The organism is Xenorhabdus szentirmaii DSM 16338, from assembly GCF_002632585.1.
Classification (GTDB): Bacteria; Pseudomonadota; Gammaproteobacteria; order Enterobacterales; family Enterobacteriaceae; genus Xenorhabdus; species Xenorhabdus szentirmaii.
Map to the genome: position 1 here is coordinate 1583612 of NZ_NIBV01000002.1, position 13427 is coordinate 1597038.

Genomic DNA, 13427 nt, shown 5'->3' on the forward strand with positions numbered 1-13427 from the left:
CAATCATCCGCTTTTATGTCTGTCAATAATTGAAAACCGGGCACTTAATCCAGCAACAGTTGAGGTTTAATTTCCTTAACCATCGCAATATATTCAGCACGCTCTTTACCACTTAAGCCACCTGAACGCGGTAATTTTGCTGTAAGCGGATTAACAGGCTGTTGGTTATCCCAGAATTCGAAATGCAGGTGTGGACCTGTTGAACGCCCTGTATTACCTGATAATGCAATACGTTCACCCCGTTTCACTTTTTGCCCCGGTTGCACCAATATTTTTCTTAAGTGCATGTATCGGGTGGTATATTGGCGGCCATGGCGGATGGCAATAAAGTTTCCTGCTGCGCCATCAAATTTCGCCACCGTGATTTCCCCATCACCGACTGCCAAAACAGGCGTTCCCACCGGCATGGCGAAATCGACACCTCTATGGGCGGTAACGCGTCCTGTAACTGGGTTTAAGCGGCGTGGATTAAAAGGGGATGAGACTCTGAACTGTTTGGTGGTAGGAAAACGCAGAAAGCCACGTTCCAGACCGGAAGCTGTACTATCGTAGAAACGGCCATCATTAGCCCGGAAAGCATAATAATCATTTCCGCCGCTTTGCAGGCGAACGCCCAGTAACTGGCTCTGTTCGCTCTTTCCATCCAGCATTTCACGAGATATCAGTACAGAAAAACGATCACCTTTACGCAACTTACGAAAGTCAATCTGCCATTGCAGTGCTTTCGTCACTTCTCTGGCTTCACTACTCGTTAACCCTGCTGAGAACGCGCTTCCGTTAAAACTACCATCCACAATACCGGTGATGACATTATTCTTCCACTCACCTTTTTGGTATTCCTTGGTTTCTTTAAAAGAATTACCTTCGCGGGTATACGTGCGGGTTTCACGACGTGATATATCCCACGTCAACGCTTTCAGATTACCATTTTCATCGACGTCCCAAGACAACGACTGACCGATACCTAAATTACGCAAAGCGCCATACTGATTTGCCAACAAGGCCACATCAGAAGAATCAATTCCAAACTGCGTTAAAATTGAACTCAGTGTATCACCACTGGAAACAACATACTGATGGGGAACTGATTCTGCCGTCGTTCCCCCATCTTCATCACCAATCCCTTCATCGGGGAATTGTTCGTTAGCATCACCTGCTACATCATCTGTTGCGTCCGGGATTGTTTGGGGTGTACTGAGAATAATGTTGCCTGTGCGCTCTTCCCGATCATGGAAGAGAACCGGCCGCCATACTGCGACAGCCAGAGTGACTAATGTCAACGAGCCAAGCATTATTTTGTGTGGCTTTGGCAGATTGTTGTATACCAGAACAATAGTTTTAGCTATCTGCTGCACTAATAGAATTCCTTATTGTTTTAATTCAGACAACCCGCATATTGCTGTGACAGCTGAGTTATAAATTTCATATAGCTATCTTTATTCAATGCGATGTCACTGCCCAAAGGATCAAGTATTCCGATACGTACATCGGTGCCTTTTGCGATGGCATGAATGACAGCCGGTCTGAATTGAGGCTCAGCAAAAATGCACTTTGCTTTTTGCTCAACCAATTGTGTTCGTATGTAATGTAATTTCTGTGCTCCGGGTTGTATTTCAGGATTCACTGTAAAATACCCGATTGGAGCCATCTGGTAGTGTTTTTCAAAGTAATTGTATGCATCATGAAAAACAAAATACCCCTGCTTTCTCACAGGCTTTAAAATATTAGCAATATTCTTATCAGTTTGTACAAGCTGTCCATTGAATTTACGTAGGTTTACGTCTAATTGTTCCTTTTTTTGCGGATAAAGCACAACAAGTCGTTCATATATTGCCTGAGCGGCTTTCCCTGCAATCTCTGGCGAAAGCCAAATATGCATATTATATTCACCATGATGATGATGTTCGTGATCAGTTTCATGTTTATGCTGATGCGATTCACCTGATTCATCATTATCTTCATCATTTTTTAATAATAATGGCTTAATAGTCGATAATTCAGCCAGTTCCAATTGTTTATTTTGCGCAATCTTACCGATAGGCTTCGCTAAAAAAGTTTCCATATCCGGGCCAATCCAGACAACCAAATCAGCCTGATTAATTTTACGGACATCTAAAGGCCGTAACGCATAGTCATGCGGAGAAGATCCATCAGGCAAAAGGACTTGCGTACCTGTTACCCCCTCAGTCATAGCCGCAGCAATAAATCCCAGCGGGCGGATAGACGTCACAACATCCGCCTGAGCAGAACAGTTCATTCCAACAACCAATGAAGATATCAATGCTGTTTTATAAAAAAATTTATGCGCGTATCTCTGTGATTTGTGTAACATAAGATGAATATTCCATGCAGAAAGAACAAGTGATGTTATACTATAACATTAAAGTGATTCTGCAAGATACTTTTAACACGTCAACTATGATTACCTTAAAAAATATTACGGTTGAGTTTGGTAACCGCAAAGTATTAAACAATATTTCTTTCAATCTGAGTCAGGGAAAAATCCTAACGCTGATCGGCCCGAATGGTGCAGGAAAATCAACATTGGTGCGTGTCGTTCTCGGCTTAGTCCAGCCCACCACAGGCACAATCGAACACAGTCAGGTACTGAAAATTGGCTATGTTCCCCAAAAGATTAACCTTGATCCTACACTTCCTTTGACAGTCAAACGCTTCATGATGCTCAGGCCCAAGGTCAAAACATCAGATATTATGCCTGTACTGAACAGGGTCAACGCCGGGCATTTGTTAGAACAACCCATGCAAAAACTGTCAGGCGGAGAAACTCAGCGTGTTTTGCTCGCCAGAGCCTTGCTCAATCATCCCCAACTTTTGGTTCTGGATGAACCGACACAAGGTGTGGATGTCAATGGTCAATTAGCACTTTATGATTTAATCAATCAGATTAGAACTGAACTTAATTGCGCGGTGCTTATGGTATCTCATGACCTGCATTTGGTAATGGCGAAAACAGATGAAGTTTTATGCCTTAATCAACACATTTGCTGCTCCGGTACACCGGAAGTGGTGTCAATGCATCCAGAATTCATCGCAATGTTTGGCCGCCACGGTGCTGAGCAACTGGCTGTTTATCGTCACCACCACAATCATCATCATGATCTGAGGGGAAAAATTATTTTGAAAAAGGGTGGAGAACCGCGTCGATGATTGAATTATTACTTCCCGGTTGGCTGGCAGGGATTTTATTGGCAATTTCCGCAGGCCCTCTTGGTTCTTTCGTGGTCTGGCGAAAAATGTCTTATTTTGGTGACACGTTGGCGCATGCTTCATTACTTGGTGTAGCATTTGGTTTTTTACTGCATCTAGATACTTTTTATGTCGTGATTGCCGTTACACTGATATTAGCGGTGATTTTAGTCTGGCTCGAAAAACGCCCGCAATTGGCGGTTGACACATTACTGGGTATTCTGGCTCACAGCGCGCTATCTCTGGGTTTGGTCGTTGTCAGCTTCATGACCAACGTACGGGTCGATATGATGTCATATTTGTTCGGGGATTTGCTGTCCGTCACTTATGAAGATCTCGTCTTGATTGCAATAGGTGTTGCAATTGTGACCGGGTTATTGATATGGCAATGGCGTGCGTTATTGTCAATGACAGTCAGCCAAGATTTGGCATTTGTTGACGGGATTAAAATCCAGCGCCTCAGGATATTATTAATGTTAGTGACGGCATTAACCATTGGTCTGGCGATGAAATTCGTTGGTGCGTTAATCATCACTTCCCTGCTGATCATTCCTGCTGCAACTGCCCGCCGCTTTTCACGTACACCAGAACAAATGGCGGTTTTTGCCATTATTGTCGGGATGCTTTCTGTGACGGGAGGGTTGACATTATCAGCATTTTATAACACACCAGCCGGGCCTTCTGTTGTGCTTTGTGCCGCTATGTTATTCGCGTTGAGTCTGACGAGTAAAGCAACAGCAAACTAATCTTTATCCTTTAACAGCCTTCGCTCTTTCAGAGAAAAAGGCTGCTATTGGCATTCCAAAGACAATGAACAAGGGCTATAGCAAATTTGCTATAGCCCTTGTTCATTGATGTGCCCCACCCTCATTATGGAGAGTGCAGATTGTGGACAGTGCCGAATTTGTTTTTTTATCCACTTTTCTGGCTTATGAACTCTTTTATGGCTCAATAGGTTATAAACTAACGGGCAAATTTACTCATTTTCTTTACTTAAACCAAAATGCCGATAAGCATGATTCGTCGCAATTCGGCCTCGCGGTGTTCTCTGGATAAACCCTTGCTGGATCAAAAATGGCTCGAGGACATCTTCAATGGTTTCCCGCTCTTCACCAATCGCCGCGGCCAAGTTATCCAGCCCGACCGGCCCGCCCATAAATTTATCAATAATGGCAACCAGCAACTTACGGTCAAGGTAATCAAACCCTGCTGAGTCAACGTTCAGCATATTGAGAGCCTGAGCGGCAATATCACTGTTCACTGAACCATTGCCCTTGACCTCAGCGAAATCACGTACACGGCGCAATAAACGGTTTGTAATGCGGGGCGTGCCACGGGAACGCATTGCGATTTGCCTTGCCCCGTCTTCAGAAATATCCAATCCCATATAGTGGGCGCTGCGGGAAACAATGCTTTGCAAATCATCGACATTGTAAAATTCGAGCCGTTGTACGATACCGAACCGGTCGCGCAATGGTGAAGTTAAAGAACCCGCTCGTGTAGTCGCGCCAACCAAAGTAAACGGAGGAAGATCAATCTTGATGGAACGGGCGGCAGGCCCTTCCCCAATCATGATATCGAGCTGGTAATCTTCCATCGCAGGATAGAGGATCTCTTCCACAACGGGGGATAAACGGTGGATTTCATCAATGAACAGAACATCATGAGGTTCCAGATTGGTCAGCATGGCCGCGAGATCACCGGCCTTTTCCAATACAGGGCCCGATGTTGTACGGAGATTAACCCCCATTTCATTTGCAACAATATTTGCCAATGTGGTTTTACCCAATCCCGGGGGACCAAAAATCAATAAATGATCCAGTGCATCACCGCGCTGACGTGCCGCCTGAATAAAAATTTCCATCTGTTCGCAAACGTGGGGTTGCCCGACATATTCAGACAAAAATTTTGGCCGGATAGCGCGATCAATGGCTTCATCATCTTGCAGAACCCCTGCTGAAACCAAACGGTCAGCTTCAATCATCACTCAACTCCTGCAATTACAAAGCTGCACGAAGCGCTTCACGTATCAGCGTTTCACAATCTGCGCCCGGTTTCGCCACTTTGCTCACCATCCGGCTGGCTTCTTGTGGTTTATAGCCCAAAGAAACCAATGCTGCCGCAGCTTCTGCTTCAATATCAGCATCAGAATTCTTTTGGTTGGCGGTCGCCGGCAAATTGATGTCATTACTTTGATTACTTTGATTAAAGAGATCACCATTCAGGCCTTTAAAGCGATCTTTCATTTCTACCACCAGTCTTTCAGCCGTTTTTTTACCGACTCCCGGCAGTTTAACCAATGATGAGATGGATTCTTGCTCAATCGCCATTACAAATTGCTGGGCAGACATACCAGAAAGGATAGCCAGTGCCAATTTTGGCCCGACACCATTGACCTTAATCAGCTCACGGAAGAGCGCCCGTTCCTGCTTATCATTAAAGCCATATAACAACTGGGCATCTTCACGTACAATAAATTGTGTAAATAAGATAGCTTCTTGACCAATCTCAGGCAGTTCATAAAAACAGGTCATTGGCATATGAACTTCATAACCGACACCGTTAGTTTCCAATAAAACCAATGGCGGCTGTTTTTCCAATACAGTTCCTCTTAAACGCCCTATCACTGTTTACCCCCTGAAAATAAAAATAAATCGTTCCGCTAGCTTATAGCACAAAAAAAGCTGGACGTATATCCAGCATTCAATTATTTCAAACGCCCTCGCGTTAAATTTAATCTTGCATCCCCAACCCGCAACAAATTTTGGCTGAGATGGCAATGCGTAATGGCGATAGCCAGAGCATCGGCAGCATCTGCCTGTGGATTGGCCGACAGCTTCAACATTGAGCGTACCATATGCTGGATCTGGCTTTTTTCCGCCGCACCGGTGCCTACCACGGTCTGCTTCACCTGACGGGCTGCATATTCAAAGACCGGAATAGTCTGGTTCGCCGCAGCAACAATGGCGACGCCACGGGCTTGCCCCAATTTCAGGGCTGAATCCGGATTTTTTGCCATGAAAACCTGCTCTATCGCAAAGGCATCAGGCTGGAATTGCGTGATGATTTCAGTCACGCCCGCATAAATTCTTTGCAAACGGCTGGGCAAATCATCTACTTTTGTTCGAATGCAACCGCTGCCAATATAGATAAGTTGCCGTCCTTGCTGACGGATAACACCATATCCCGTCACTCTGGAGCCGGGATCAATACCAAGGATAATCGCCATATCGACTTATTCACCTAGTCTTCGCCTAGTCATCACCTAGATATGTGCCATATGATATGGGATAAAACGTTAGAGAAAGCGCTCTTACCCGTCATCTTTCAAGTTGCAGCTTTGCTGGCCGCATCTTGAAATCCAATGAAAATCCACTGGGTATACAGCAGAAGCACTTTCTCTACGCTGTGAACCCTGACGTTAATTACAGCAAGGCTGCAACTTCATCAGAAATTTCACCATTGTGATAAACTTCTTGCACATCATCAGAATCTTCAAGCATATCGATCAGACGAAGTAATTTAGGTGCAGTATCCGCATCCAATTCTGCCTTGGTGGATGGGATCATGGAAACTTCAGCCGAATCCGCCTTGAAGCCCGCGGCATCCAGCGCATCTTTAACTTCTCCGAAAGACTCCGGAGTAGTATAGACATCAATCGCGCCATCTTCATAAGTTTCAACGTCGTCAGCACCCGCTTCCAACGCAGCTTCCATGACGGCATCTTCATCCAGGCCCGGTGCGTAGGAAATGACCCCTTTTTTGGTGAACAGATAAGAAACCGAGCCGTCTGTACCCAAGTTACCGCCGGTTTTGGTGAACGCATGGCGAACTTCAGAAACAGTACGGTTGCGGTTATCACTCAAGCATTCAACCATTACCGCTGTACCACCCGGACCGTAACCTTCATAGATGATGGTTTCCATGTTATCTGCTTCATCATTCCCAACACCACGGGCAATCGCGCGATTCAGCGTATCGCGGGTCATGTTGTTGGACAAAGCTTTATCGACTGCTGCACGCAAACGAGGGTTAGAAGCCGGATCACCACCGCCCAGACGCGCTGCTGTAACCAATTCACGGATAACTTTGGTGAAAATTTTACCGCGTTTTGCATCCTGCGCAGCTTTGCGGTGTTTGGTATTGGCCCATTTACTATGACCTGCCATGAATATATCTCCGATAAAACGTCTTGTAGACTAAATAACAAATTCTTCAATTGCCTGCCGATTGCTCCACGACTTGGTCAGCGCAGCGGCCTCTTCAGCCACCAGCCATTGGTAAGCCAGATGTTCAGTCAGCAGGATCACACGTTCTTCAGGTAACGCCAGTGAGAACCAATGTTCTTTATTACGCGTGATCCCCGGCGCATATCGATATCTTAGATGTGAGAAAATCTCATAATAGAGGCTGCATTGACAATCCATCAGTTCAAGATTTTCGTTGACAATGTCAACGCCTATCTCTTCCTGTACTTCGCGCAACGCAGCTTCCTTCGGTGTTTCTCCCTCTTCAAGGCTCCCCGTTACGGATTGCCAGAATTCAGGATCATCCCGTCGCTGTAACATCAGCACCCTTTTGCTGTCAAAGGCATAAATCATAACCAGCACAGATTCAGGGCGCTTGTAAGCCATTATTCGCTCTCTTTTTTAACTACTGAAATTGCCAGTTCTTCCAGTGATGCGGGATTAGCTAAACTTGGTGCATCGGTCATCAGACATGACGCTGCCGTTGTTTTCGGGAAAGCAATCACATCACGAATATTATCTGTATCGGTCAGCAACATGACGAGGCGATCCAAACCAAAAGCCAGGCCGGCATGCGGAGGAGTACCGTATTTCAGGGCATTCAATAAGAAGCCAAATTTTTCCTGCTGTTCCTGCTCACTGATGCCCAAAATACGGAATACAGCCTGCTGCATATCATTACGGTGGATACGAACAGAGCCACCGCCCACTTCATAGCCATTGATAACCATGTCGTAAGCGTTTGCGATAGCGGATTCCGGATTGTTTTCCAATTCAGGGGCTGACAGATTACTCGGAGAGGTAAATGGATGATGCATTGCCGTCAATCCGCCTTCTCCGTTATCTTCAAACATAGGGAAATCAACAACCCAAAGGGGTTTCCAGGCTGCCAGATCGGTGATGTTCAAATCACGGCCCAGTTTCAGGCGCAATGCTCCCATTGCATCGGTAACCACATTTTTCTTGTCAGCACCGAAGAACAGAATATCACCATCCTGCGCATTGGTACGGGACAACAGGCCTTCAACCACCTCAGCAGACAGGAACTTAGCAATCGGGCTTTGTACCCCTTCCAAGCCCGCGGCACGATTGTTGACTTTCATCCATGCCAAACCTTTCGCGCCATAAATGCCGACAAATTTACCATATTCATCAATTTGCTTACGGCTCAACTCTGCCCCGCCGTGAACACAAATCGTGGCAACACGGCCTTTCGGGTTATTGGCAGGCTCAGCAAAAACAGCAAACTCCACATCTTTAACCAGATCAGCAACGTCCACCAATTCCAGAGGGTTGCGCAAATCGGGTTTATCCGAACCAAAGCGACGCATCGCTTCTGCGAATGTCATGATTGGGAAATTGCCCAAATCAACACCCCGAACTTCCTGCCACAATTCACGGATCATTTTTTCCATGATTTCGCGCACTTGTTCAGATGTCATAAACGAGGTTTCAACATCTATCTGAGTGAATTCAGGCTGGCGATCTGCGCGCAGGTCTTCATCGCGGAAACACTTAACAATCTGGTAATAACGGTCAAAGCCGGACATCATCAGCAATTGTTTGAAAAGCTGCGGAGACTGGGGCAGTGCGTAAAATTCACCTTTATGAACGCGGCTTGGCACCAAATAGTCACGCGCACCTTCCGGAGTTGCCTTAGTCAGCATCGGCGTTTCCACATCAAGGAAACCTGCATTATCCATGAAACGACGAACAAAGCTGGTGATTTTCGCACGCGTTTTCAAACGCTGCGACATCTCAGGACGGCGCAGGTCAAGGTAGCGATATTTCAGGCGCTGTTCTTCGCTGTTATTCTGGTTGCTGTCCAGTGGCAATGGCTCGGAACGGTTAAAAATCATCAGGCTTTCTGCGAAAACTTCGATTTCACCGGTGGCCATATCTTTATTGATTTGGCTATCAGGGCGTGCACGCACAATTCCTGTAATTTGAATACAAAATTCATTACGCAGTTCAGACACCTGAGCAAAAGCCTCTTTTTTGTCTGGATCAAAGAATACTTGAACGATACCTTCACGATCTCGCATATCAATAAAGATCAAACCACCCAAGTCACGACGACGGTTTACCCATCCACACAGGGTTACTTTTTGGCCTTCATGGGCTAGGCTCAATTGCCCACAATAATTAGTACGCATACAATATCCTTTTACTCAGCTCATTGTGCTTTCTGCTGCGGAAATTTTGGCATTGTTCTTTTTTAGGAAGAATTGTCAAAAAAAGATAGCCATTATACTGGAAATTCTAACCGGAGATAAGGCCATAACTTCGTTCTTAACAAGACAATTTTTTCTTATCCGATAATATTCATAGAATTAACCATTGAATACTACAATTTATAGCGACAGTTTCATTTTTGGGGTTTATCATCATTCCGCCGTTTTTTGGGTTAGGCAATGGAGTTAAAAAATGGTTAGCTCGCTTTACATCGTTTTGGGTGCACTGTTGTTGATTAAGCTATCTTTGGATGTCGTCAAATTAAGAACACAATACCGGGTAGCTCATGGCGATGGTGGTTTTTACGAATTGCAAACCGCCATTCGGGTTCATGGCAACGCAGTTGAATACATTCCAATTTCGATGCTTTTATTGGTAATGATGGAAATGAATGGCGCTGCTGTCTGGATGTTGCATATTTGTGGGTTAGTCCTGCTGTCCGGCAGATTACTGCACTATTTTGGTTTGCGTCATCGTGAGATGCAGTGGCGGCGGATGGGAATGGCTGCAACCTACATATCAATGTCCATAATGATTATCATCAATATTTATTATTTACCGTGGGAGCAGATTTTCTCTCTTTACATATAACTTGACAAGAACCTGTCCAGACAGATTGCAGCTTGCCGCAAGGCAATAAAAACAAATCCACAGGAGCGTTCCCCCAATTCATACTGTCATTATCTCCAAAGCAGTATCATGCTGCTTTGGGAATTCCATTGATTATCCCTTTCTGCCTTTTCTTGCATTCTGTTAGAATAGGGGTTTCTTATTGTTTCCAAAATCAATGCTGTTATGTCAAATCAAGACCCTCATAATCAACGGGACAGTCTGTTCTCTGCCCCAATTACCAATTTAGGTGACTGGAGTTTCGACGAACGAGTTGCCGAAGTTTTCCCCGATATGGTGAAACGTTCCATTCCCGGTTATTCCAATATCATTTCCATGATAGGTATGTTGGCAGAACGTTTTGTTACGCCGGACAGCCACATTTATGATCTCGGTTGTTCCCTTGGTGCGGCGACATTATCAATTCGACGTACCATCAGTGCCGATGATAAAAATATCCATGGTTGCCGCATTATTGCTGTTGATAATTCTCCCGCAATGATTGAACGCTGCCAGCGTCACATTGATTCCTTCAAGGCAAGTATTCCCGTTGAGGTAATAGAACAAGATATTCTTGATACCGACATTCAAAATGCATCAATGGTTGTGCTGAATTTCACATTACAATTTCTGCATCCTGACAATCGCCAAAAAATGCTGGATAAAATTTATTCTGGATTAAAACCCGGCGGTGTTCTGGTCTTATCTGAAAAATTTAATTTTGAAGATAAACAAATTGGTGAACTGTTGTTCGATATGCACTATGACTTCAAACGAGCCAACGGCTATAGTGAACTGGAAATCAGTCAAAAACGCAGCATGCTGGAAAATGTCATGCGGACAGATTCCGTTGAAACCCATAAGTCACGCCTTAAAAAAGCAGGATTTCAACATGTTGAAGTCTGGTTCCAATGTTTCAATTTCGGTTCCTTATTGGCTATAAAAGGAGCTGACGCATGATCGATTTTGGTAATTTTTATCAACTGATCGCCAAAAATCATTTAAGTCACTGGCTGGAATGCCTGCCTGCACAACTGAATCACTGGCAAAGGGAATCGCTGCACGGGCAATTTAGCTCATGGCTGAAAGTGCTGGAAAGACTGCCTGACATTCAACCGACTCACGTTGACCTGAAAAACGGTGTCATTGCCACCCATGAACCGGAACTGTCCCACGGCGAGAAAGAGTGTATCCACAATATCCTGAAGATATTCATGCCGTGGCGCAAAGGCCCTTTTTCCCTTTATGGCGTTGACATTGATACTGAATGGCGTTCTGACTGGAAATGGGATCGGCTTATCCCCCATATCTCCCCTTTAGAAGGCAAAACAGTACTTGATGTTGGTTGTGGCAGTGGTTATCACATGTGGCGCATGGTGGGAGAAGGTGCACAATTTGTCGTCGGCATCGATCCGACCCAACTTTTCCTTTGCCAGTTCGAAGCTGTCAGGAAATTACTGGGAAATGACCAACGCGCCCACCTTCTTCCTTTAGGCATTGAACAATTACCCGATCTGAAAGCCTTTGATACCGTGTTCTCCATGGGGGTTCTCTATCATCGTCGTTCTCCCCTTGATCATCTGTGGCAACTGAAAAATCAGCTGGTATCCGGAGGGGAACTGATTTTAGAGAGTCTGGTGATTGAAGGTGACGAACATCAATGCCTCATTCCGGGTGAACGTTACGCGCAAATGCGAAATGTTTACTTTATTCCGTCTGCCAAAATGCTGAAAGTCTGGCTGGAAAAATGCGGTTTTGTCGATGTAAGAATTATCGACCAATCAGTGACAACACAGGGTGAGCAACGCCAGACAGAATGGATGAAGACTGAATCATTAGCGAACTTCCTTGATCCAAACGACCAAAGCAAAACAATTGAAGGCTATCCGGCACCATTACGGGCCGCCCTTATTGCCCGTAAACCATAGCATTTTTTTGTCTTGGCGCTTTTTTCCTGAGTCAGGATATTGAAAGTGCCGAAAGTGTGAATTGCCCTCATTCGCAGTTCACACTTTCAATACCTCATCCTAGAGTCAGTATCTAATCCGAAGTCAATATGTCAACCTTTCCTGTCTCAGGTAACTCCCTAATTTTTCCGTTTAATCAGGCTGATAATCCCTTTCATCGATTCAACTAGCTGCCCATCAACGCTGTAGTGAGAATACTCATCCAAATCACGGTCGTCCGAACTCATTGTCACGCCAGCTTTCCGATATTTCATGGAAGAAGGGACTATTTTGCCTGCTGAACTGTGAACTTCTACCATCCCATTTTCCAGAAACTTGCTGATGTTGCTGACTCTGACACCCGCTCCGGGCATAATGATTGGTCCCTGACTGGCTTGAACCAATTCTTTCAATAAAGGTAACCCCATCTCGGCATTTTGCTGCTGACCAGAGGTCAGAATGCGCTGAACACCAAGCTCAGTGAGTTGTTGCAATGCAACATGGGGATCAAAACACATGTCAAAAGCACGATGAAAAGTGACTGCCATATCCCCTGACAGTGACATCAATTGCCTCATGCGGAGTCTGTCAATATGACCCTCTTCATTCAGTACCCCGAAAACGACACCAGGAAATCCCATGTCACGGATACGGGCAACATCATTCTTCATGACCTGAAAATCGGATTCGTTGTAACAAAAATCGCCTCCCCTTGGTCGTACAATCGGATGTACAGGTATAGATAATCGTTGCAGTGCCTGTTGCAACGCACCAAAACTGGGAGTGACTCCTCCATCCAATGGGCTTGTACTCAATTCAATACGATCAGCGCCAGCTTCCTGCGCAACCAAAGCACAACTTATGCTATAGCAGCAAATTTCCAGCTTCATCATTCAAAGCCCCTTAATGTAACTCCGTAGTAGACAGTCCAGACAAATGAACTCTCCAAACCATGACCTCCCCTGATTCAGGGGCTGCGTCTTGTCCCATTCCTTATTGTATTTCGCTCCTGTTTTTCGCTGTATATTTTCACTATATGTACGTTTTCACTATATGTACGTTTTCACTATATGCATGTTTTCACCATATAGTATTAGACATGATTTTCGCTTATCACAACATCGGAAGGTTCACACAATGAAACATTAAGTGAACATTTAATACAATAAATGTTTAATTTTAT

14 protein-coding genes are annotated in these 13427 nt (G+C 45.0%); 5 read left to right on the forward strand and 9 right to left on the reverse strand.

The window, feature by feature from the left end; genetic code table 11:
• Positions 1–44: 44 nt before the first annotated feature.
• Positions 45–1355 carry a murein DD-endopeptidase MepM gene (mepM, locus tag Xsze_RS16895; RefSeq protein ID WP_038240498.1) on the reverse strand — a complete coding sequence of 437 codons (1311 nt, stop codon included), beginning with the start codon at positions 1353–1355 and terminating at the stop codon, positions 45–47.
• A 20-nt stretch (positions 1356–1375) separates the two neighbouring features.
• Positions 1376–2332, reverse strand: coding sequence for a zinc ABC transporter substrate-binding protein ZnuA (gene znuA / locus Xsze_RS16900; protein ID WP_038240499.1), 957 nt, complete (start codon positions 2330–2332; stop codon positions 1376–1378).
• Between the two features lie 32 nt (positions 2333–2364).
• Between znuA and znuC the strand changes: the two genes are divergently transcribed.
• Together znuC and znuB are read left to right on the forward strand one after the other, a co-directional pair.
• Entirely contained in the window at positions 2365–3168 is an 804-nt protein-coding gene (znuC, locus tag Xsze_RS16905) for a zinc ABC transporter ATP-binding protein ZnuC (RefSeq protein WP_051462481.1), read from the forward strand.
• Positions 3165–3953 (forward strand): zinc ABC transporter permease subunit ZnuB, encoded by a 789-nt coding sequence (znuB, locus tag Xsze_RS16910; protein WP_038240500.1) that lies wholly within the window; start codon positions 3165–3167, stop codon positions 3951–3953. Before znuC ends, znuB begins: the two co-directional genes overlap by 4 nt.
• Before the next feature lie 230 nt (positions 3954–4183).
• Here znuB and ruvB read toward each other — a convergent pair whose 3' ends face one another.
• From ruvB to aspS, 6 genes are all read right to left on the reverse strand, one after another.
• A complete protein-coding gene (ruvB, locus tag Xsze_RS16915) occupies positions 4184–5191 on the reverse strand; it encodes a Holliday junction branch migration DNA helicase RuvB (protein WP_038240501.1) in 1008 nt (335 codons plus the stop codon).
• Positions 5192–5207: 16 nt separating this feature from the next.
• Positions 5208–5834 carry a Holliday junction branch migration protein RuvA gene (gene ruvA, locus Xsze_RS16920; protein ID WP_038240502.1) on the reverse strand — a complete coding sequence of 209 codons (627 nt, stop codon included), beginning with the start codon at positions 5832–5834 and terminating at the stop codon, positions 5208–5210.
• 80 nt (positions 5835–5914) lie between these two features.
• Entirely contained in the window at positions 5915–6436 is a 522-nt protein-coding gene (gene ruvC, locus Xsze_RS16925; RefSeq protein ID WP_038240503.1) for a crossover junction endodeoxyribonuclease RuvC, read from the reverse strand.
• A 196-nt stretch (positions 6437–6632) separates the two neighbouring features.
• Positions 6633–7376 carry a YebC/PmpR family DNA-binding transcriptional regulator gene (locus tag Xsze_RS16930; protein WP_038240505.1) on the reverse strand — a complete coding sequence of 248 codons (744 nt, stop codon included), beginning with the start codon at positions 7374–7376 and terminating at the stop codon, positions 6633–6635.
• Positions 7377–7406: 30 nt separating this feature from the next.
• Positions 7407–7841: a dihydroneopterin triphosphate diphosphatase gene (gene nudB / locus Xsze_RS16935; RefSeq protein ID WP_038240506.1), complete on the reverse strand. Its 435-nt coding sequence runs from the start codon at positions 7839–7841 to the stop codon at positions 7407–7409.
• Entirely contained in the window at positions 7841–9610 is a 1770-nt protein-coding gene (gene aspS / locus Xsze_RS16940; RefSeq protein ID WP_038240507.1) for an aspartate--tRNA ligase, read from the reverse strand. Before aspS ends, nudB begins: the two co-directional genes overlap by 1 nt.
• A 271-nt stretch (positions 9611–9881) precedes the next feature.
• Here aspS and Xsze_RS16945 point away from each other — a divergent pair, with 271 nt between their 5' ends.
• The 3 genes from Xsze_RS16945 to cmoB all read left to right on the forward strand — a co-directional run bounded on the left by Xsze_RS16945 (position 9882) and on the right by cmoB (position 12226).
• The gene (locus tag Xsze_RS16945) at positions 9882–10280 is read left to right on the forward strand and encodes an MAPEG family protein (protein ID WP_038240508.1); all 399 of its coding nucleotides are present in this window, start codon (positions 9882–9884) and stop codon (positions 10278–10280) included.
• Between the two features lie 204 nt (positions 10281–10484).
• Entirely contained in the window at positions 10485–11258 is a 774-nt protein-coding gene (gene cmoA / locus Xsze_RS16950) for a carboxy-S-adenosyl-L-methionine synthase CmoA (RefSeq protein WP_038240509.1), read from the forward strand.
• Positions 11255–12226: a tRNA 5-methoxyuridine(34)/uridine 5-oxyacetic acid(34) synthase CmoB gene (cmoB, locus tag Xsze_RS16955; protein ID WP_038240511.1), complete on the forward strand. Its 972-nt coding sequence runs from the start codon at positions 11255–11257 to the stop codon at positions 12224–12226. Before cmoA ends, cmoB begins: the two co-directional genes overlap by 4 nt.
• Positions 12227–12384: 158 nt before the next feature.
• Here cmoB and cutC read toward each other — a convergent pair whose 3' ends face one another.
• Entirely contained in the window at positions 12385–13137 is a 753-nt protein-coding gene (cutC, locus tag Xsze_RS16960) for a copper homeostasis protein CutC (protein WP_038240512.1), read from the reverse strand.
• Positions 13138–13427 lie beyond the last annotated feature (290 nt).